The organism is Paraburkholderia tropica, from assembly GCF_900109265.1.
Lineage (GTDB): Bacteria > Pseudomonadota > Gammaproteobacteria > Burkholderiales > Burkholderiaceae > Paraburkholderia > Paraburkholderia tropica.
Genome location: NZ_FNZM01000002.1, coordinates 131,238 through 150,459 on the forward strand (window position 1 = coordinate 131,238; position 19,222 = coordinate 150,459).

19 protein-coding genes are annotated in these 19,222 nt (G+C 66.0%); 6 read left to right on the forward strand and 13 right to left on the reverse strand.

What is annotated here, in order from left to right:
- Positions 1-25 precede the first annotated feature (25 nt).
- Positions 26-679: a lipoprotein insertase outer membrane protein LolB gene (gene lolB, locus BMY06_RS02965; RefSeq protein ID WP_065062197.1), complete on the reverse strand. Its 654-nt coding sequence runs from the start codon at positions 677-679 to the stop codon at positions 26-28.
- Positions 679-2,538 (reverse strand): tetratricopeptide repeat protein, encoded by a 1,860-nt coding sequence (locus BMY06_RS02970; protein WP_065062198.1) that lies wholly within the window; start codon positions 2,536-2,538, stop codon positions 679-681. The genes lolB and BMY06_RS02970 overlap by 1 nt, the downstream gene beginning before the upstream one ends.
- A gap of 176 nt (positions 2,539-2,714) precedes the next feature.
- Here BMY06_RS02970 and mutM point away from each other — a divergent pair, with 176 nt between their 5' ends.
- Both mutM and mutY read left to right on the forward strand, forming a co-directional pair.
- Positions 2,715-3,545, forward strand: coding sequence for a bifunctional DNA-formamidopyrimidine glycosylase/DNA-(apurinic or apyrimidinic site) lyase (mutM, locus tag BMY06_RS02975; protein ID WP_074981480.1), 831 nt, complete (start codon positions 2,715-2,717; stop codon positions 3,543-3,545).
- Between the two features lie 15 nt (positions 3,546-3,560).
- On the forward strand, positions 3,561-4,694 hold the full coding sequence (gene mutY, locus BMY06_RS02980; protein ID WP_080180577.1) for an A/G-specific adenine glycosylase: 1,134 nt from the start codon (positions 3,561-3,563) through the stop codon (positions 4,692-4,694).
- 30 nt (positions 4,695-4,724) lie between these two features.
- On the opposite strand, the gene BMY06_RS02985 is transcribed toward mutY, so the two are convergent.
- From BMY06_RS02985 to kdsD, 11 genes are all read right to left on the reverse strand, one after another.
- A complete protein-coding gene (locus BMY06_RS02985) occupies positions 4,725-5,363 on the reverse strand; it encodes an LON peptidase substrate-binding domain-containing protein (protein WP_065062202.1) in 639 nt (212 codons plus the stop codon).
- Positions 5,364-5,403: 40 nt separating this feature from the next.
- On the reverse strand, positions 5,404-6,297 hold the full coding sequence (gene rapZ / locus BMY06_RS02990; RefSeq protein WP_065062204.1) for an RNase adapter RapZ: 894 nt from the start codon (positions 6,295-6,297) through the stop codon (positions 5,404-5,406).
- A gap of 209 nt (positions 6,298-6,506) precedes the next feature.
- Positions 6,507-7,475: an HPr(Ser) kinase/phosphatase gene (gene hprK / locus BMY06_RS02995; RefSeq protein ID WP_027795920.1), complete on the reverse strand. Its 969-nt coding sequence runs from the start codon at positions 7,473-7,475 to the stop codon at positions 6,507-6,509.
- Between the two features lie 142 nt (positions 7,476-7,617).
- Positions 7,618-8,073 carry a PTS IIA-like nitrogen regulatory protein PtsN gene (gene ptsN / locus BMY06_RS03000; protein ID WP_027815677.1) on the reverse strand — a complete coding sequence of 152 codons (456 nt, stop codon included), beginning with the start codon at positions 8,071-8,073 and terminating at the stop codon, positions 7,618-7,620.
- Positions 8,074-8,470: 397 nt separating this feature from the next.
- Positions 8,471-8,827, reverse strand: a complete 357-nt coding sequence (gene hpf / locus BMY06_RS03005) for a ribosome hibernation-promoting factor, HPF/YfiA family (RefSeq protein WP_065062206.1) — start codon at positions 8,825-8,827, stop codon at positions 8,471-8,473.
- 174 nt (positions 8,828-9,001) lie between these two features.
- Positions 9,002-10,519: an RNA polymerase factor sigma-54 gene (locus BMY06_RS03010; RefSeq protein WP_074981484.1), complete on the reverse strand. Its 1,518-nt coding sequence runs from the start codon at positions 10,517-10,519 to the stop codon at positions 9,002-9,004.
- 403 nt (positions 10,520-10,922) lie between these two features.
- Positions 10,923-11,690, reverse strand: a complete 768-nt coding sequence (gene lptB, locus BMY06_RS03015; protein WP_110325612.1) for an LPS export ABC transporter ATP-binding protein — start codon at positions 11,688-11,690, stop codon at positions 10,923-10,925.
- 23 nt (positions 11,691-11,713) lie between these two features.
- Positions 11,714-12,406, reverse strand: a complete 693-nt coding sequence (gene lptA, locus BMY06_RS03020) for a lipopolysaccharide transport periplasmic protein LptA (RefSeq protein ID WP_074981486.1) — start codon at positions 12,404-12,406, stop codon at positions 11,714-11,716.
- Between the two features lie 31 nt (positions 12,407-12,437).
- A complete protein-coding gene (gene lptC, locus BMY06_RS03025) occupies positions 12,438-13,037 on the reverse strand; it encodes an LPS export ABC transporter periplasmic protein LptC (RefSeq protein WP_065062214.1) in 600 nt (199 codons plus the stop codon).
- Positions 13,034-13,600, reverse strand: a complete 567-nt coding sequence (locus tag BMY06_RS03030; protein WP_074981487.1) for a KdsC family phosphatase — start codon at positions 13,598-13,600, stop codon at positions 13,034-13,036. The genes lptC and BMY06_RS03030 overlap by 4 nt, the downstream gene beginning before the upstream one ends.
- The gene (gene kdsD, locus BMY06_RS03035; RefSeq protein WP_065062218.1) at positions 13,600-14,586 is read right to left on the reverse strand and encodes an arabinose 5-phosphate isomerase KdsD; all 987 of its coding nucleotides are present in this window, start codon (positions 14,584-14,586) and stop codon (positions 13,600-13,602) included. Before kdsD ends, BMY06_RS03030 begins: the two co-directional genes overlap by 1 nt.
- Before the next feature lie 233 nt (positions 14,587-14,819).
- Between kdsD and BMY06_RS03040 the strand changes: the two genes are divergently transcribed.
- The 4 genes from BMY06_RS03040 (at position 14,820) to BMY06_RS03055 (ending at position 19,174) form a co-directional block, all read left to right on the forward strand.
- Positions 14,820-16,835 (forward strand): monovalent cation:proton antiporter family protein, encoded by a 2,016-nt coding sequence (locus BMY06_RS03040; RefSeq protein ID WP_074981489.1) that lies wholly within the window; start codon positions 14,820-14,822, stop codon positions 16,833-16,835.
- A gap of 198 nt (positions 16,836-17,033) precedes the next feature.
- Positions 17,034-17,606, forward strand: coding sequence for an adenine phosphoribosyltransferase (locus BMY06_RS03045; RefSeq protein WP_074981491.1), 573 nt, complete (start codon positions 17,034-17,036; stop codon positions 17,604-17,606).
- Positions 17,607-17,642: 36 nt separating this feature from the next.
- Complete coding sequence (locus BMY06_RS03050) at positions 17,643-18,257, forward strand: LysE family translocator (RefSeq protein WP_065062224.1); 615 nt, start codon at positions 17,643-17,645, stop codon at positions 18,255-18,257.
- A gap of 56 nt (positions 18,258-18,313) precedes the next feature.
- Complete coding sequence (locus BMY06_RS03055) at positions 18,314-19,174, forward strand: NUDIX hydrolase (protein ID WP_065062226.1); 861 nt, start codon at positions 18,314-18,316, stop codon at positions 19,172-19,174.
- Positions 19,175-19,222 lie beyond the last annotated feature (48 nt).

Here is a 19,222-nt window from a genome sequence, read left to right on the forward strand (position 1 = left end):
CGCGACGGTCGTGTCGTGCTGGATTTTACTGGTCGAGCACGAGCTTGATCTGAAGCGGCGGATCTTCGCGGGTGAGATTCACGCGCTTGACGCCGGTCGCGGGCGCGTCCGCGTAAGCGATGTAGTCGATGGTCCAGCCGTCCTGCTCGATCTGCGAAAGACGTTGCGGGTTCTGCGGGTCGGCGCTCGTATGCGCGCGCGAACTGGGCGCGACCGACGGTTGCAGCCAGTAGCGCAGACCTTCGACCGGCAGCGCGAAGCCGAGCGCCTGCTGCATCAGCGTGCCGACGTTGTCGGCGGTGAGCGGCGGCTTGTTCGGCAGTTCGAGCGTGGCCTGCGACGGCGCCGACGTGACGATCGCGAGCGTCGATCCGAGCGGATTGAGCAACTGCAAGGTCACGGTGGAGTCGGTCTGACGCCAGTCGAAATTACCGTACGCGTTGCGCTGCTGGCCGTTCTGGTCGTTGTACTGCACGGCAAAACGGCCGTGATAGGCGCGGTTCGTCTGCGTGGTGAGCGAGGTTGTGGCGCGCGCCGTGGACGGCTCGTGCGGCGCCTGCGTCGCGCAGCCCGCGAGGGCGAGCAGCGCGGCGAGCGCCGCGCCCGGCGCGAGGCGCAGCGCAGGGCGCAATACGGGGCGCAACACGGCGGAACGGATGCTGAGTCGGGAATCGGCCATCAGAGATCGTTGACCTGGAGGCGCTGGAGCGTCTTCAGGAGCGTGTCGTTGTCGGGTTCGAGCTTGCGGGCTTCGCGCCAGGCCTGACGTGCGCCGTCCTGGTCGCCGTTCTTCCACAGCACTTCACCCAGATGCGCGCCGATTTCGGCGTTCGGCTGCATGCTGTAAGCCTTGCGCAGCAGCTTGATGGCGTCGGCGTTGTCGCCCATGCGGTACTTGACCCAGCCCACGCTGTCCATGATGAACGCGTCGTCGGGGGCGAGCGCCGAAGCCTTCTCGACCAGACGGTCGGCTTCCGGCAGGCGCTGGTTACGGTCGGCGAGCGAATAGCCGAGCGCGTTGTAGGCCTGCGGATTGTCGGGCTGCGTCTTGATCAGCTTGCGCAACTGCGCTTCCATGACTTCGTAGTGACCGTTCTTTTCGGCGGCCATCGCGTAGTCGTAGGTGAGATCGGGGTCGTCAGGGAAGTCGGCGGTGGCCTTCGCGAGGCGCGCTTCGGCTTCCGGATAACGCTTCGCGTCGAACAGGATCGAGGCGTCCGTGCGGGCGATCAGCGACTGGTCGCGCGGATCGTCGCTCTGGATGCCCGCGAGCAGGCGTCGCGCGTCGTCGACCTTGCCCTGCTTGTCGAGCAGTTGCGCGCGCATCACCTGCGCCGGCACGTATTGCTGGCTGGTCGGGCCGATCTTGTTCAGCCAGGCGTCGGCGCCCGCGTCGTCCTTCTGTTCAGCCGACAATTGCGCGAGGTAGATGTAGGCTTGGCCCGGGTCGCCGCCCGTGACCTTTTCGGCCGCCTGCGCGTACTGAACCAGATACTTCTTCGCGTCGTCGTACTTCTTCTGCTGCACGTCGATGAGCGCGAGCGCCATCATCGGCATCAGGTCGTCCGGCTTGGACTTGTGCAGGATTTCAAACTGCTTCTGCGCGTCGTCGAGGCGGTTGGCCGCGAGGTAGGTCTGCGCGAGCGCAAGGTGGCCGTCGCGCGACTTCGGATTCTGCTTGACGTACTGCTCGATGGCCGCAATGCCTTCGGCGCGCTCCTCCGGGCCCATTTGCACGAGCATCAGCGCGGCGGGCAGGTAGTCGCTCTTCTTCGCGAGCGCCTGTTCGAACGACTTGCGTGCGCCGGGCACGTCGTCGGCGAGCAGTTGCTGACGGCCGATGGCGAGTTGCGCTTCGGGGCGGTCCATGTCGTTGACGAGCAGCGCCTTGAGCACGTCGAGACCGCCGGAGCGGTTCGGGCCGCGCGAAAGCAGCAGTTGCAGCGAGAGGATGGCCGGGCCGCGGCTGTCGGCCGGCACGCGGGCCAGCTCGCGCGCGAGCAGCGGCTGCGCGTCGGCGGGCTTGCCGGCGAGCACGAGCAGCGAGGCGTCGAGTTGCGCGGCGCGCTCCGAGTCGGGCGCGTATTGCTGCCAGAGCTGCACGGCGGTGAGCGCGTCGGTCGGGCTTTGCGCCGCGAGCGCGATTTCCGTTGCACGCTGCGCCATGCGCGGATCGTGCGTATCGCGCGCGAGCGCAAGATACGTCTGATAGGCGGGCGCGGGCTGATCGCGCTGGAGCGCGATTTCAGCGGCGAGCACCTGGAAGGTGATCTGGCTCGTGAGCGGAATCGCGGGCAGATCCTTCTTTTCGTCCGCCGTCGCGGGGCCGAACGCGTCCGGCATGGTCACGGAAGTGTCGTCCGTGTCGGGGGACGGATCCTGTGCGTACGCGCTCGACGTGCTCAGCGCCCAGGCTGCGAGCACGGCGGCGCCGATCAGTTTCCGGGGGCCGAACGCGCGGAGTTCGAACGTTTTGCGCAGACGCGGCGCCGCGTGGGGCAGGCGCTTCGCAAACAGCTTTACGAAAGACAGTTCCATGGAATTCCGTCGAATGTTTCGGTCGATTGTAACGCGCTGGCTACAATACGCGCACGACGATGACGCAAGTTGCAGACCAGCCCCGCGCGGTCGCCGGGCCTGGCGACCATGCTGCGTCGCGCTGTGCACCGCGCTGTCCGCCATTTTCCCAGCCCAACCTCACAAACTGATTAAAGATGCCAGAGTTGCCAGAAGTTGAAGTGACCCGCCGTGGCATCGAGCCGTGGATCGCGGGCCGTCGCGTGGAGCGTGTCGACGTGCGCAACGGCTCGCTGCGCTGGCCTGTGCCGGCCTCGCTTGCGCGCATACTGCGCGGTCGCACGGTCCGTTCGGTTGGACGACGCGGCAAATATCTGCTGTTCGAGGTCGAAGACGGCTGGTTCATCGTGCATCTTGGCATGACCGGCACCCTGCGCGTGTTACGTAATCTTCCGAAGCCGCCGGTTGCGGAAAAGCACGATCACATCGACTGGCTGTTCGACGACTTCACCTTGCGTTTTCGCGATCCGCGCCGCTTTGGCGCCGTGCTCTGGCACGCGCGCGAGGACGGCGACGTGCTCGGCCATCCGCTGCTCGCGAACCTCGGCATCGAGCCATTCACGCCCGCCTTCGACGGCGCGTTGCTGTTTCGCGAGACGCGCGGGCGCAAGGTGTCGGTGAAGCAGGCGCTGCTGGCCGGTGACATCGTCGTGGGCGTGGGCAATATCTACGCGTCGGAAAGTCTCTTTCGCGCCGGTATCCGGCCGACCACGGCCGCCGGACGCGTCTCGCTCGCGCGCTACGAACTGCTCGCCGACGCCGTGCGCGCCGTGCTCGCCTCGGCCATCGAAAAAGGCGGCAGCACCTTGCGCGACTTCGTCGGCAGCAACGGCGAAAGCGGCTATTTCCAGCTCGAATACTTCGTTTACGACCGCGCGGGCCAGCCCTGCCGTGTGTGCGGCACGCCGATCAAACAGATCGTGCAAGGCCAGCGGTCGACCTATTTCTGTCCGCGCTGTCAGCGCTGATCCGTCAGTCCGTTCATGTATCTCAAGACCTCCGCAAAGCCCGCGCCCGACGCGCTGCAATCCACTTATTCCGCCGAATTGCTCGCGAGCTTCGCGCCGCGCCTGATCGCGTGGCAGCGCGAACACGGCCGCCACGACCTGCCGTGGCAGAACACGCGCGACCCGTACCGCATCTGGCTCTCGGAAATCATGCTGCAGCAGACGCAGGTTTCCACCGTGATTCCGTACTACGCGCGCTTTCTCGATCGCTTTCCGACGGTCGAGGCGCTCGCCGCCGCGCCCGCCGACGACGTGATGGCGCTGTGGGCCGGGCTCGGCTACTACACGCGCGCGCGCAATCTGCATCGTTGCGCGCAGGTGGTCGCCGAGAGCCATGGCGGACAATTTCCGTCGACGGTCGAAGGACTCGCGGAGCTGCCCGGCATCGGCCGCTCGACCGCCGCCGCGATCGCCTCGTTCGCGTTCGGCGCGCGCGCGACGATTCTCGACGGCAACGTGAAGCGCGTGCTCGCGCGCGTGTTCGGCGTGGAAGGCTTTCCGGGCGAGAAGCGCGTGGAAAACGCGATGTGGACGCTCGCCGAATCGCTCGTGCCGGGCGCCGACGCCACCGACGCCGACGTGAGCGCCTACACGCAAGGTCTGATGGATCTGGGCGCGACGCTCTGCACGCGCGGCAAGCCCGACTGCGAGCGCTGCCCGTTCGCCTCCGACTGCGTGGCGAAGACGACGAACCGGCAACGCCAGTTGCCCGCCTCGCGGCCGAAAAAGGCGGTGCCCACGCGTCAGACGTGGATGCTGATCCTGCTCGACGGCGACGCGGTGATGCTGGAAAAGCGTCCGCCTTCGGGCATCTGGGGCGGCCTGTGGAGCCTGCCCGAAGCCGCCGACGAAGCCGCGCTGGCCGCGCGCGCCGACGGTTATGGCGCGCAGGGCGCGAAGGCGTCCGCGCTCGCGTCGCTCCAACACACCTTCACGCATTTCAAGCTCGACATCGAGCCGCGCGTCGTTGAACTCGACGCGCGCAAGGGCGGTGCGCTCGTCGCGCAGGATGGGGAAACGGCGTGGGTCGCGCTGCGCGAGATCGACGCCTATGGCGTGCCCGCGCCGGTGCGCAAGCTGCTCGACGGATTGCGCGGTTCGCTGATCTAACCCGGAAACGCCGCGCGGATCACTGCGGCATCAGAGCAACTGATGCTGCTGCATGTAGTGATGCACGACGTCGATGCGCGCGCTGGCGTCGTCCAGTTCCATCAGCTTCTGGCGCGCGCGCAGGGCGATCGGCAGCACTTCGGCGAGACGGTTCGAGACCCAGGATGGATCGTCGAAACGGAACGGCTCGGCGAACGGCACGCTCGACGGATCGCGTTCGCGAAGGGTCGCGATGATGCGCTCCAGCACTTCCGCGCATGCGCCAAAACGCGCGAGATGATCGGAGCCTTCGAGCGGGATGTCTTCGGGCAGCAGCTCGGCCATGCCGACGAGCAGGCCGTCGGGCTGCACGCGGTGCGAGAGCAGGCGAAAACGCTGCGTGCCGTGCGCGCGGATCAGCAGCATGCCGAAGGTTTCCACATCGCATTGCTCGATGCGCGCGAGACAGCCCACGGCTTCGGGCACGGCGGCGGTTTCGTCGGGTTGTGCGACCTCGCCGCCGCTTTTCAGCAGACACACGCCGAACGGCGATTCCTCGCGCAGACATTCGCGCGCCATGTCCAGATAACGCGCTTCGAAGATCTTCAGCGGCAGCAGGCCGCCGGGGAACAGCACCGTATGCAGCGGAAAGAGCGGCAAATCGGCAAGCACGGCAGGAGTCGAGGGCATGGCGCAACGCTTTCGGTAAAAGGCCGCGCGATGCGGCCGGTCAGGCGATCAGGCGGGACGACTCTCCGACGTCGAGAGGCGCATCGCGATGACGCACGATCACGTTCGACTCGCCGGCGAAGCGCGTGGCGAGCGTCTGGGCAATAAAGACCGAACGATGCTGGCCGCCCGTGCAGCCGATCGCAATGGTCAGGTAACTGCGGTTGTCGTTACGGAAATGCGGCAGCCATTTCGCGACGAACGCCCCGATGTCGGCGATCATTTCGTGGACGGCCGGTTGCGCCTTCAGAAAGTCGATCACGGGCTGATCGAGGCCGGTAAGCGGCCGCAGGCGCGCGTCGTAATGCGGATTCGGCAGCGTGCGCACGTCGAACACGAAGTCCGCGTCGAGCGGCACGCCGCGCTTGAAGCCGAACGATTCGAAGGTGAGCATCAGCGAGCCGCGTTCGCCTTCGACGAACACCTTCACCCACTGGCGCAGCGAATTTGCGCTGAGATTGCTGGTGTCGACCTGATGACCGAATTCCGCGAGATTCGCGACGAGTTCGCGCTCGTGCTCGATGGCTTCTTCGAGCGACTTGAGCATGCCGACGTTGGCGTCGTGCGCGACCGAACCCGAGAGCGGATGACGGCGGCGCGTTTCGGAAAAGCGCTGGATGAGCGACTGCGTGCTGGCGTTCAGAAACAGCACGCGCACGTCGTGACGGCGCGCGAGGTCGCGGATCATCTCCGGCATGTCGTCGAACGACGAACTCGAGCGCGCGTCGATGGCCACCGCGAGACGCTCGTAGCCGTCTTCGGACAGATATTGCGCGAGTTGCGGCAGAAAGCGCGGAGGCAGATTGTCCACGCAGAAGTAGCCGACGTCTTCGAGCGCATTGAGCGCCACCGACTTGCCGGAACCCGAGATGCCGGTGATCAGGATGATACGCATGGGAGTGGAGATGGACCCGATTGGGTCATCATAGCATCCGATCCGTGCGACTGTTATGACGCTTCCGGCCGCGCGCGGCCTTGCTGGTGGCGCGTGACGGGCGCCAGGCAGCGCGGCGTGGGATGAGAAGGACGAGGAGAGACGAAGACGGCGGGCGCATTGCGGCAGCGTGCCGCAACGCGCGTCAAAGCAGGATCAGACCGGCGGGATCAGATCAGCTTGCCGGGAAACTGGCTGTCCGGATCCTGCATGGCGAGACGCTGGCGATCCATGAAGTCGCGCAGCGTGTCGATGCCGCGCAGTTGCAGGATCGTGTTGCGCACGGCGGCCTCCACCAGCACGGCGAGGTTGCGGCCCGCGGCCACCTGAATCGTCACCTTGCTGATCGGCAGGCCGAGCACGTCGACCGTTTGGCTTTCCAGCGGCAGGCGCTGGAATTCGCCGTCCGGGCGTCGCACGAGCTGGACGATCAGCTTGAGCTTCATCTTCCGGCGCACGGCCGTTTCGCCGAAGATCGTCTTGATGTCGAGCAGGCCCAGGCCGCGCACTTCGAGCAGGTTTTGCAGCAGCGGCGGGCAGCGGCCTTCGACGAAATCGGGGCCGAGGCGCACGAAATCGACGGCGTCGTCGGCCACGAGGCCATGACCGCGGCTGATCAGCTCCAGGCCCAGTTCGCTCTTGCCGAGACCCGAGTCGCCGGTGAGCAGCACGCCCATGCCGAGAATGTCGAGGAACACGCCGTGCAGCGTCGCGCGCGGCGCGAGGATGCGCGACATGTAGAGGCGCAGGCTGTCGATGACGGTGGCCGCCGACATCGGCGTGGTAAACAGCGGCGTGGAGGAGCGCGTGCAGCGCAGCACCAGTTCGGGCGGCGCGGTCATGCCGTCGGCGACGACGAGAAACGGCGGTTCGAGTGCGATCAGCTCGGCCATGTGGCGCGAGCGGTCTTCGTCGGTCTGGCGCTGGTAGTAGTGGATTTCGGCGTCGCCGAGCACCTGGATGCGGTTCGGGTGGATCAGGTTCAGGTGGCCGACGAGGTCGGCGCTCGCCGTGGCCGTGGCCACCGTCTCGGCCGAAAAGCCGCGTTCCCAGCCTTCGTGCCCCGTCAGCCAGCTGAGTTTCAGCGTGGTGGCGTTGTCGTCGAAGATGCTTTGGGCGTTGATGCTGGAAGTGTCCATGAGTCGCTGACTCCGCGAAGACTCGCTTAACTGGTCGCTCTAACCGCGCGCTCTAAAACTGTTGGCTCGCTGCCTGCACGAGATTCGCGCCGTGGCGCACGCTCGCCGCCTCAACGGGCGGCGCAGGGCGCGCCCTGCCGCTTCAAGGTTGCCACTGGGTGAGCAGGCGATGCAACGTCTCGCGATCTTCTTCCGTGTGCAGCCGCTCGCGCGTTTCGCGATCCGACAACAGTTGGGCGATCTCGGAGAGGATTTCAAGATGCTGCTGCGTGGCCTGTTCGGGCACGAGCAGGAAGATGAGGAGCGAAACGGGCTGGCCGTCGGGCGCTTCGAACGCAATGGGCTCCGCCAGGCGCACGAAAGCGGCGAGCGGCTGCTTCAGGCCTTTGATGCGGCCGTGCGGAATGGCCACGCCTTCACCGAGACCGGTGGAGCCGAGGCGTTCGCGCGCGAACAGATTGTCGGTCACCGTGCTGCGCGCAATGCCGTTCTGGTTTTCGAAAATCAGCCCAGCTTGTTCGAAGACGCGTTTCTTGCTGGTAACGGACAGGCCGACGACGACGTTCTCGATGGGAAGAATTTTGGCTAAACGATTCATGTTGGCAGGCGAAAACGTGGCCTGAATGCTCCTCACCCCGGCAGTCGGCGCGGAGTTCGCGCATGGCTGAATCGGTAAAAACAGCCTGATGCCGGGACCGTGGGACGTGTTACCCCGAAAGTGACTGGACCATTATAGAGCAAGCATAGTGGCCGATGGTGCGATGCACCGGGCATGATTGCAACCATTGTTGCGTGGTTGCACCCGGGAACACCGTTCGATGCCGGACACGTCTTGCGCAGTGCTCATGACGACCCCATGAAAAAAGCCGCCCGGGTGGGGCGGCTTTGTTCGTGTGCTGCATTGACTTCCGGCGCGCTGGCCGCGAAGGCCGGGGGAAGTGAATCAGTGTCGAATCAACGTCGCAAATTCTCAAACCCCACGCGCGCCAGGCGCGTCACTGCGGAGGAATCTCGATGGGCGCCGCGGGCTGATGCTTGAGCGCCTCGTGAGCATGGCCTTGCACGCGATCCTTGTGTCGCACGACCTGGCGATCGAGCTTGTCGACCACGAGATCGATGGCGGCATACATGTCGCCATTGCAGCTCTCAACGAAGATGTCCTTGCCTTTCAGATGAAGGTTCACTTCCACCTTCTGTCTCTTGTCCTTTTCCTTGTGGTTGTCGACCGAGAGGACCACATTGCCATCGATGACCTGATCGAAATGTCTTAGCACCCTGTCCAGTTTGGTGATCACGTATTCTCGCAACGCTGGCGTTACTTCGAGATGGTGTCCACTGATCTTCAGATTCATAGTGCTTCTCCAGGCTGATGGCCGCGTGACGCGTGAAGCGCGGCTGTGCCGGTCGACTGACTGCCTGTGTGCGGCTCCCCGAAAGGCCTGCTACGACGGGCTAGCTCGGCCGGCCCTGTCCGCCAACTGGCGTTGCGGCCGGAAAACGCCCACTCCGTAAAAGCCGGAATGAGCCTAAAGAGACTTGCGCAGATTGACCGCCGGAATCTTCAGTGCTTCGCGATATTTCGCGACGGTGCGTCGCGCGACGACGAAGCCCTGTTCCGCCAGCAGTTCGGCTATGCGGCTGTCCGAAAGAGGGGATTTGGTGTTCTCGGCTCCTATGAGTTGCTTGATGAGCGCGCGGATGGCGGTGGACGATGCTGCGCCCCCCGTATCCGTCGATACATGCGATCCGAAGAAGTACTTAAATTCAAGTGTCCCGAACGGAGTCAGCATGTATTTACCGGTTGTCACACGCGAGACAGTTGATTCGTGTAGGCCCAGCGTATCAGCAATCTCCCTCAAAACCAAGGGGCGCATGGCGATTTCGCCGTGCACGAAAAAGTTCTTCTGGCGTTCGACGATCGCCTGCGCCACGCGCAGGATGGTCTCGAAGCGCTGCTGGATATTCTTGATGAGCCAGCGCGCTTCCTGCAGCTGTTGACGCAGCGAGCCGCTGCCCGGATCGCCGCGGTTATTGCGCAGAATATTCGCGTACAGGTGGTTGATGCGCAGCTTCGGCACCACGTCCGGATTGAGTTCGGCGTGCCAGTTCTGGCCCGCCTTCTTCACGATGATGTCCGGCACCACATAGTCGGCTTCGGCCTTGCCGTACGCCGCACCCGGGAACGGCTCTAGCGAACGGATCAGCGCATGGGCATCGCGCAGCTCGTCGTCGCCGGTCTTCAGTTGCTTGCGCAAGCGCGTGAAGTCGCGCGCGGCCAGCAGTTCCAGATGATTCGACACGATCTCGAGTGCAAGCGTGCGCACCGGCGACGTTGTGACGCGCAGCAATTGCAGCTTCAGACACTCCGAAGCGGAACGTGCGCCCACGCCGGCGGGATCGAAGCTGTGCAGCAGTGCCAGCGCCGCGTTGAGTTCGTCGGCGTCGACTTCGAGTTCTTCGGGAATATCGGCAAGAATTTCCTCGCCCGTGGCGGACAGGTAGCCGTCTTCGTCGAGCGATTCGATCAGGAACGTGATGAGCGCGCGGTCGCGCGGGCTCGCGTTCGTTTCACGCAGCTGCGCCATCAGATGGTCGCGCAGCGTGGTGGTGGATTCGTGGATTTGCAGCGGCGGCAGGTCGTCGTCGTCGGAGGCACTGCCCGAGCGGCCGTAGTCGTCGAGGTTCCATTGGCTTGAGTCGCCGTTGGCGTCGCCGCCGAGTCCTTCGTATTCGTCGACGCCGCGCGGTTCGCCGTCGCTGCTATCGCTGTCGCTCGACGAGGAGGACGAGCCGTTGCTCGCGCCCTGCATCGGTTCCGCGTTGGAAGAAGCCGGCGGCTGGGCGATGAGCGACCCGTCGGCGGCCACGCGCAAGGGGCTCGCGATCCAGTCGTCGTCGTTCTCGAGCAGCGGATTCTGCGAGATCGCGGTGGCGACTTCCTGCTGCAGTTCGAGCGTTGACAGCTGCAGCAGCCGGATGGACTGTTGCAGTTGCGGAGTCAGCGCAAGATGCTGCGAGAGGCGGAGTTGGAGGCTGGCTTTCATGGCGGTGTGCGATTCATTGTAAAGAGTTTGCCACGCTCGCGATACCACACGACATCCGCGAAAACGCGCGTGCCCTGCACTGGTGCAACGGCATCTCGCGGGCGGAATTTAGTGCGCAAACAGCGGTTCGCGCACGCGTGCGGCGTGCATCGCGCACCCGGCCTCGGGGCGCGCGTCGCTCGCGATTGCGCGGGCAAGCACAACGGAACATCACGGAAAGTCCGGACGGAAAATCCAGGAAAACTCGGGAAAAACTCAGGGGAAAGCAGGCGCCGGCGCGGCGTTTGCCCGCAGCGGCGTGCGGGCGCTCCGGCAGGCGCGCCGCGCGGACGCTGCGTGAATCGAGCGCGAACGAAGCGCGGCGGCGCTGCCCCCGCGCGCGTGCGGCGCGCGGGCGCGGAGATTACATGCGGAAGTGTTCGCCGAGGTAGACGCGGCGAACGCTTTCGTTTTCGATGATGTCACCGGGCGCGCCGGAGGCGAGCACGGTGCCGTCGCTGATGATGTACGCGTGGTCGCAGATGCCGAGCGTCTCGCGCACGTTGTGGTCCGTGATCAGCACGCCGATGTTGCGCTGCTTCAGGAACTTCACGATCTTCTGGATTTCGAGCACGGCGATCGGGTCGACGCCCGCGAACGGTTCGTCGAGCAGAATGAAGCTCGGATCGGTCGCCAGCGCGCGCGCGATTTCCACGCGGCGGCGTTCGCCGCCCGACAGCGACAGCGCCGGATTCTCGCGCAGGTGCGCGATCTGGAGTTCGTCGAGCAGCGCTTCGGCGCGCTGCGTGATCACGTCCTTGCTCAGACGCTTGCCGTTCTCGTCGTGTTGCAGCTCCAGCACCGCGCGGATGTTCTCCTCGACGGTGAGCTTGCGGAACACCGAGGCTTCCTGCGGCAAATACGAGAGGCCCAGCGCCGCGCGCTTGTGGATCGGCAGCAGACTGATGGACTGGCCGTCGAGGTCGATTTCGCCCGCGTCGAGCGGCACGAGGCCGACGATCATGTAGAACGACGTGGTCTTGCCCGCGCCGTTCGGACCGAGCAGACCGACCACTTCGCCGCTCTTCACGTCGAGCGACACGTCTTTCACGACCGTGCGCGAGCCGTAGCGCTTCTTGAGGTTGCGCACGACGAGCGAGCTCGTCTTGCCCGCGGACGGACGCTGATGGATGGGGGAGTCGGTGGTGGCGGCGTTCACTGTTGCGGCGCTCCCTGAATCTTCGTGGCCGGCGCGAGCGTGGCCGAGGCGCCGGTGAGCGGCTGCGCGCCGCCGTTGCGCGGCGCCAGCATGGCGCGCACGCGGCCCTTCGGATTGCCCGGGCCCGCGACGTCGGAACCCGACTTCGCCGTGTAGAAGTCGTTCTGGCCGTCGTACGTGATGACGCTGCCGTGGACCTGATCCATCACCGTGGACAGACCTTGCAGACGGCGCACCGTCGCGCGCGTGGTGAGCGTGGTCAGGTCCTGCTTGCCGTCGTAGTCGATACGCTCCGCCGTGCCTTCGACGTATTCGTCGATGCCTTCGCGCTTCTGGCGGAAGTACGCGAGGTTGGCGTCGGGCGTGCCCGGCGCGACCGTGCCGGTGGCGTACTGATAGCCCTGCGGATCCTGGGTGACGACGAGCTTGTCGGACTTGATCAGGATCGTGCCCTTGGTGGCGACCACGTGACCCGTGAAGATGGTCTGCTGCTTGAGGTCGTCATACGTCATGTTGTCCGCTTCGATGTTGAGCGGCTTGTCCTTGTCGGCGCGCTCGGCATGGGCGGCGGGGGCGAAACCGGCGAACGGCAGCGCCGCGGCGAGCGCGGTCAGCGCCGCGAGCGCGGCACGGCGCCAGCGCGCGCTGCGCAGGCTGCCGGACAAGGAAGGGGGAAGCGAATCGTTCATGCAATCGTGCCTTGCGTGGACGGCCCGGGGATCAGGACGCGCCGCCGGAGTCAGCCGGGGCGATCGCGCCACGGACGTTGCCGAAGAGCTGGATGACCCGGGTGACATTGTTGTAGTTCATGCCGTTGGTGGCCGTCATGACCGACAGGCCGCGACGAAGTTTAACCGGCTTTTCGGTCAGGATCACATCGTCGTTCACGAGCACGCGGAAATGTTCGGAATCCGCCTGCATCTCGGGATCGCCGACGCCCGCCGCGCGGAGAATGCGCGCCTCGTCGTACAAATCGACGATCGAGGCGTCGCCGTTGACCGTGCCGCGCAGGCCCGTGGCCGTGACCACCGGCTTGCCGGGCTGGAACGCGCGCACCGCCGGCATCGTGAGGTCGCTGTAGGCGTTGTCCTCGTAATGAACCATGTGCGTGGCCGTGAGGCGATACTGCGTCGCGCCCGACTGGTCGAGCTCGGACACCGAAAGCTGGTCGGCGAAGTAATCCGGCGTGTGCGTGAGCGGACGCGGCGCGGCCTCGTTCTCGTGCGGCTTGACCGCCTGGAAAAGCCACCAGGTGAAGCCTGCGAGAAACGCCACGCAGACGATCGGGATCAGCGACGTGAGCCGGAACTTCTGGTTCATCGCGGCTCCGTGCCCGCTTCGGAGTGCGCCGAGCAGGCGGCCGCGAGCAGGGCGTCGTAATGGCCTTGCGCGCGCAGGATCAGGTCGGTGACTTCACGCACGGCGCCGTGGCCGCCGGTCTTGTCGGTGACCCAGTGGGCGCGCGCGAGCACGTCGGTGTGCGCGTTGGCCGGCGCGGCGCAGAAGCCCACCTGCAGCATGACCGCGAGATCGGGCCAGTCGTCGCCCATGTAGCCGCACTGCTCGGGCGCGAGGCCGGTTTCGGCGAGCAGTTGCTTGAACGCGACGCGCTTGTCTTCCACGCCCTGATACAGATGCGTAATGCGCAGTTCCTTCGCGCGCACGGCGACGATCTCGGACTTGCGCCCGGTGATGATGGCCGTGTCGATGCCGGCTTCGCGCAGCAGCTTGGCGCCGTGGCCGTCGAGCGAGTTGAAGCCCTTCATGGTGTCGCCCGCGCCGGTAAAGAGCAGGCCGCCGTCGGTGAGCACACCGTCGACGTCGAAAATCATCAGACGCACGCGCGCGGCACGCGCAGTCGCATCGAGTTCGGGTACCGCCATCAGATCACCTTCTTGGAGAAAAGGTCGTGCATATTGAGTGCGCCGATGAGCTCGCCTTCGGCGCCGACCACCAGCATCTGATTGATGCGATGGCGCTCCATCAGTTCCACGGCTTCCACGGCCAGCTGGTCGGGGCCGATGGTGCGCGGGCCCTTCGTCATGACCTGGGTGATCGGCAGATCGCGGAAGTCGCCCACACGTTCTAGCACGCGGCGCAGATCGCCGTCGGTGAAGATGCCGCTCACGCGGTTCTGCGGGTCGACGATCGCCGTCATGCCCATGCGCTTGGCGGTGAGCTGGAACAGCGCGTCGCGGACCGTGGCCGTGTCGGGCACCGTCGGCACTTCGTCGCCGGTGCGCATCACGTCGCGCACGTAAGTCAGCAGGCGGCGGCCGAGCGCGCCGCCCGGGTGCGAGCGCGCGAAGTCGTCGGCGCCGAAGCCGCGTGCGTCGAGCACGGCGACCGCGAGTGCGTCGGAGAGCGCGAGCGCCGCCGTGGTGCTGGCGGTGGGCGCGAGGTTCAGTGGACAGGCTTCCTTTTCGACGCCGGCGTCCAGATGGACGTCCGAGAGCTGGCCGAGCGTGGACTTCGGACGATTGCCGGTGATGCCGATCAGCTTGGCGCCGATGCGCTTCACGAGCGGCAGGATCGCCACGAGTTCCTCGGATTCGCCGGAATTCGACAGACCGATGAAGACGTCGTCGGCGGTGACCATGCCGAGGTCGCCGTGGCTCGCTTCGGCGGGATGCACGAAGAAGGCCGGCGTGCCCGTGGAGGCCAGCGTGGCCGCGAGCTTGCGCGCAATATGGCCCGATTTGCCGATGCCGGAAACGACCACGCGGCCGCGGCAGGAGAGGATGAGATCGACCGCGCCGACGAAGTTGTCGTCGAGCCGGTCGCGAAGCCCGCGCACGGCGTCAGCTTCGATGTCGAGCACGTCGCGAGCGAGCTTCAGCGCCCGGTCGCCATTGATTTTCGCTATCATCCGGGGAGTATAGCAAAGGCGTATGCGCGCCGCGCCTGCACCCCAGCGCGCGACGGCCCGCGCGCCGGGCGCGCCCAGACCACGCGCCTGCCGCCACGGCTTCTCCCGGCCGTCTCTCGCAGCACTTCCCAATTCGCATCGTTTGCGCCGATCATGGACCCGACCGGCGCGGGCGAAAATTTGCATCGCCGGCCACGCCCGAGAATGACTTCAGAACGAGGACGCTTCGCACGATGATTTCACCGCTGGAAATGACGTTGTTCCTGCTGCTCGCCTCGGTGGTCGGCGTCGTGCTGTTCCGTTACCTGAACCTGCCGCCGATGCTCGGCTACCTCTCGGTCGGCATTCTGGTCGGCCCGCGCGCGTTCGGCATCGTGCCGAACACGGAGGGCGCGCAGAATCTGGCCGAATTCGGCGTCGTGTTCCTGATGTTCTCGATCGGGCTGGAGTTTTCGCTGACCAAGCTGCGCGCGATGCGGCGCGCCGTGTTCGGGCTCGGGCTCTCGCAGGTGCTCGGCACGATCCTGGTCGCGCTGCTGGTCGGGCTCGCGCTCGACCCGTGGGTGCACATCACGTGGCAGGCCTGCGTGGCGCTGGGCGGCGCGCTCGCCATGTCGTCGACGGCCATCGTCAGCAAGATGCTGGCGGAGCGGCTGGAGATCGAGTCGGAGCATGGCCGCAACATTCTCGGCGTGCTGCTGTTCCAGGATCTGGCCGTGGTGCCGCTGCTGATCGTGATCGCGGCGTTCGGCGGCTCGTCGAAGTCGCTGATCGAGTCGCTCGGCATGGCGGCGATCAAGATCGTGCTGGCGCTCGGCATTCTGCTGTTCGTCGGCCAGAAGTTCATGACGCGCTGGTTCAACGTGGTGGCACGGCGGCGTTCGCAGGAGCTGTTCGTGCTGAACGTGCTGCTCGTCACGCTGGGCGCGGCGTTCGTCACCGACAAATTCGGCCTCTCGCTCGCGCTCGGCGCGTTCATCGCGGGCATGCTGATCGCCGAAACGCCGTACAAACATCAGGTGGAAGAGGACATCAAGCCGTTTCGCGACGTGCTGCTCGGCCTCTTCTTCATCACCACGGGCATGCTGCTGAACCCGCACGTGATCATCCAGCATCCGTTGATGGTGGGCGCGTTCCTGATCGCGCCGCTCGTGCTCAAGGCGGTGATGATCACGGCGCTCACGCGTCTGTTCGGCGCGTCGCCGGGCGTGGCGATGCGCACGGGCCTCGGTCTCGCGCAGGCGGGCGAATTCGGCTTCGTGCTGCTCAACCTCATTCTGGACAAGCATCTCGTCGATCCCACGCTGCTCCAGGCGATCCTCGCGGCGATGCTGCTGTCGATGCTCGCCGCGCCGTTCCTGATCCAGAACGCCGATCGCATCGTGCTGCGGCTGTCGTCGACGGAATGGATGCAGCAGTCGCTGATGATGACCCGCATCGCCACGCAAAGCCTCAAGCAGAGCGGTCACGTGATCATCTGCGGTTACGGCCGCGCCGGGCAGAATCTGGCGCGCATGCTGGAAAACGAAGGCCTTTCGTACGTCGCGCTCGACCTCGATCCGGACCGCGTGGCGGCCGCGGCGGCGGCGGGCGAGTCGGTGGTGTTCGGCGATGCGGCGCGGCGCGAGTCGCTGGTCGCGGCGGGCATCCATCGCGCGGCGGCGGTGGCCGTGACCTATGCGAACACGCAGTCGGCGTTTCGCGTGCTGCATCACATCCACGAACTGGAGCCAACGCTGCCCACCATCGTGCGCACGGTCGACGACGCCGATCTCGAACGCCTGCTCGCGGCGGGCGCGACCGAGGTGATTCCGGAGATCGTCGAAGGCAGCCTGATGCTGGCCTCGCACATGCTGGTGCTGATGGGCGTGCCGATGCGGCGCGTCGTGCGCCGCGTGGAGGAACTGCGCGACGCGCGCTACAGCCTGCTGCGCGGCTACTTCCACGGCACCGACGACGCGGGCGAGGACGGTCACGAGCAGGTGCGGCTACAATCCGTACCGGTCGACGCGCGCGCCGATGCCGTGGGCCGCACGCTCGCCGATCTGGGCCTGTTCGACCTCGGCGTGGAAGTGACCGCGATCCGCCGACACGGCATTCGCGGCGTGGAGCCCGATCCCTCGACGAAGCTGCGCGAAGCCGACATCGTCGTGCTGCGCGGTCTGCCCGAGCAGTTGGCCCAGGCCGAGGAACGGCTCTCGCGGCACCGCAAGCTGGGCGCCGCCGGCGCGGGCGCGGCGGCGGCCTGATTCGGCTCGTCTCGGCTCATCTGGGCTCGTCGGGGCTCGACACGAAAACCGCGAAACTTCGCCGCCAGTCGGCGAGTCGCACCGCGCGGCCTCGCCGATCGCGGAGACGTCGCACGGGGTCGCGCCCCGTTTTAATTGTTTATCCGCTTGTTTATCCGAATTACCTGCTCTTTATTCTTGCTACTGCCCGGAGAAATCATGTCCAACGCACCTGCGAACTCGAACGCGAGCACCGAAGCCGCGCAGTTCGTCAACAGTCTGATCCGCACGGTGCCCGACTGGCCTCAGCCGGGAGTGCAATTCCGCGATATCACGCCGCTGATCGGCCATCCGAAGGGCCTGCGCGTGTTGATCGACCTGTTCGTGGAGCGTTACGTGGACGCGAGGCTCGACTACGTGGCGGGCCTCGACGCGCGCGGCTTCATCATCGGCCCGATCGTCGCGTATGAACTGAATGTGGGCTTCATTCCGGTGCGCAAGATCGGCAAGCTGCCGTACAAGACCGTGTCGCAAACCTACAAGCTCGAATACGGCGAGTCGACCGTCGAAGTGCACGAAGACGCCTGCAAGCCGGGCGACCGGGTGGTGATCGTCGACGATCTGATCGCCACGGGCGGCACCATGCTCGCGGGCAAGATGCTGCTCGAGCGCCTCGGCGCGACGGTGGTGGAGGGCGCGGCGATCATCGATCTGCCGGACCTCGGCGGCTCGAAGCTGCTGACCGAATCGGGCCTGCCGCTTTTCACCGTGACGTCCTTCGGCGGCCACTGACCGCTCAAGACCGCCGACAACCTCGCCGACACGCTCATGCCCAACTTCGCGCTATTCCTCGCGACCTCGATCGCGATCACCTTCGCGCCCGGCCCCGACAACCTGCAAGTGCTCGCACGCGGCATCTCGCAGGGGCGCATGGCCGGCTTCGTGTCCGCGCTCGGCTTCGCGGCGGGCGTGACGTTCCACACGACGCTCGCCGCGCTCGGCATTGCCGCGCTGTTGCGTTCGTCGCCGCTCGCGTTCCAGATCCTCAAGCTGGCGGGCGCCGCGTATCTGATCTGGATCGGCATCAAGGCGCTGCGCAGCCAGGGACTGGCGGCGGCGGGCGACCGTCCGCGCCAGCCGCTCGCGACGATCTTCCGCCAGAGCGTGATCGGCAACATCATGAACCCGAAGGTCACGCTGTTCTTCGTGGTGTTCCTGCCGCAGTTCGTCGACGTGCACGGCGCGCAGAGCGTGACGCTGCAGATGCTCGAACTCGGCGTGCTGTTCATGGCGCAGACCGTGGTCGTGTTCTCGGTGTTCGGCGTGTGCGCGGGTGCGCTCGGCAGCTGGCTCAAGCGTCGGCCGCGCGCGGGCGTGTGGCTCGACCGCCTGGCCGGCCTGACCTTCATCGCCATCGGCATGCGCATCGCGCTGCGCGATTGACGCACACCGCTTCATATCGACGCCGCACATCGACACCGACGCCCGGAGCCCCCGAGATGACCTTGCCCTGCATTACCGACGCGCGCCGCTTCGATGTGAACGCGCATCTGCCGTTTCATTTCGGCGACGAGCGCGTGGGCTGGATTCGCGCGGCCGATGTCGCGCTGCTCGCGCGCTGGCCCGACGTCTTCGAGATCGACGGCGACGCCGACACCGCGCGCGTGACGCTCGCCGCCGAATTCGACAGCGTGACGGCGCGCAGCGCGGCGCTGGGCGCGGTGATCGGCGCACTCGCCGCCGAAGGCCGCATTCCGGGCTGGCGCGACGAAACCTACGCGATCCGCAACGCCTTCGACGCGCCGCCGCTCGCCTACATCGAGCGCGCGGCCTCGCGCTTCTTCGGCACGATGACGTACGCGGTGCATCTGAACGGCGTCGTAGAATATGCGGGTTCCGCGGCGCCGCAGCTCTGGATCGCGCGCCGCAGCGACACCAAGGCGACCGATCCGGGCATGCTCGACAACGTGGTCGCGGGCGGCATCGGCTGGGGTCTCGGCGTCGAGGCCACGCTGCAGAAAGAGTGCTGGGAAGAGGCGGGCATCGCCGCCGAACTGGCCGCGTGCGCCACGCCGGGGCGCACCGTGCACGTGTTGCAGTCGCTGCCCGAAGGCACCCAGGCCGAGCAGATCTTCGTCTACGATCTCGCGCTGCCCGAAGATTTCGTGCCGCACAATCAGGACGGCGAGGTCGGCGAGCATCGTCTTGCGCGCATCGACGAAACCGCGCGCTGGATCGAGGAAGGTCAGATGACGGTGGACGCGAGTCTCGCGACGCTCGATCTGCTGCTGCGCCGCCAATGGATTGACGAGGACGCGTGCGAGGGTATCGCCGCGATCTTCGAGCCACCGACGCTGTGAAAGGGCGTGGGTTTTTTCAGCAACTGAAGCCCTTTTGAAACACCAGGA

Coding starts and splice junctions, on each gene's coding strand:
- hprK (WP_027795920.1), bottom strand. CDS start 7,475: ATGGACACTTCCAGCATCAACGCCCAAAGCATCTTCGACGACAACGCC.
- BMY06_RS03045 (WP_074981491.1), top strand. CDS start 17,034: ATGTCCAACGCACCTGCGAACTCGAACGCGAGCACCGAAGCCGCGCAG.
- mutY (WP_080180577.1), top strand. CDS start 3,561: ATGTATCTCAAGACCTCCGCAAAGCCCGCGCCCGACGCGCTGCAATCC.
- ptsN (WP_027815677.1), bottom strand. CDS start 8,073: ATGAATCGTTTAGCCAAAATTCTTCCCATCGAGAACGTCGTCGTCGGC.
- BMY06_RS03040 (WP_074981489.1), top strand. CDS start 14,820: ATGATTTCACCGCTGGAAATGACGTTGTTCCTGCTGCTCGCCTCGGTG.
- lolB (WP_065062197.1), bottom strand. CDS start 679: ATGGCCGATTCCCGACTCAGCATCCGTTCCGCCGTGTTGCGCCCCGTA.
- kdsD (WP_065062218.1), bottom strand. CDS start 14,586: ATGATAGCGAAAATCAATGGCGACCGGGCGCTGAAGCTCGCTCGCGAC.
- mutM (WP_074981480.1), top strand. CDS start 2,715: ATGCCAGAGTTGCCAGAAGTTGAAGTGACCCGCCGTGGCATCGAGCCG.
- BMY06_RS03010 (WP_074981484.1), bottom strand. CDS start 10,519: ATGAAAGCCAGCCTCCAACTCCGCCTCTCGCAGCATCTTGCGCTGACT.
- hpf (WP_065062206.1), bottom strand. CDS start 8,827: ATGAATCTGAAGATCAGTGGACACCATCTCGAAGTAACGCCAGCGTTG.
- BMY06_RS03055 (WP_065062226.1), top strand. CDS start 18,314: ATGACCTTGCCCTGCATTACCGACGCGCGCCGCTTCGATGTGAACGCG.
- lptA (WP_074981486.1), bottom strand. CDS start 12,406: ATGAACGATTCGCTTCCCCCTTCCTTGTCCGGCAGCCTGCGCAGCGCG.
- lptC (WP_065062214.1), bottom strand. CDS start 13,037: ATGAACCAGAAGTTCCGGCTCACGTCGCTGATCCCGATCGTCTGCGTG.
- BMY06_RS03030 (WP_074981487.1), bottom strand. CDS start 13,600: ATGGCGGTACCCGAACTCGATGCGACTGCGCGTGCCGCGCGCGTGCGT.
- BMY06_RS03050 (WP_065062224.1), top strand. CDS start 17,643: ATGCCCAACTTCGCGCTATTCCTCGCGACCTCGATCGCGATCACCTTC.
- rapZ (WP_065062204.1), bottom strand. CDS start 6,297: ATGCGTATCATCCTGATCACCGGCATCTCGGGTTCCGGCAAGTCGGTG.
- BMY06_RS02985 (WP_065062202.1), bottom strand. CDS start 5,363: ATGCCCTCGACTCCTGCCGTGCTTGCCGATTTGCCGCTCTTTCCGCTG.
- BMY06_RS02970 (WP_065062198.1), bottom strand. CDS start 2,538: ATGGAACTGTCTTTCGTAAAGCTGTTTGCGAAGCGCCTGCCCCACGCG.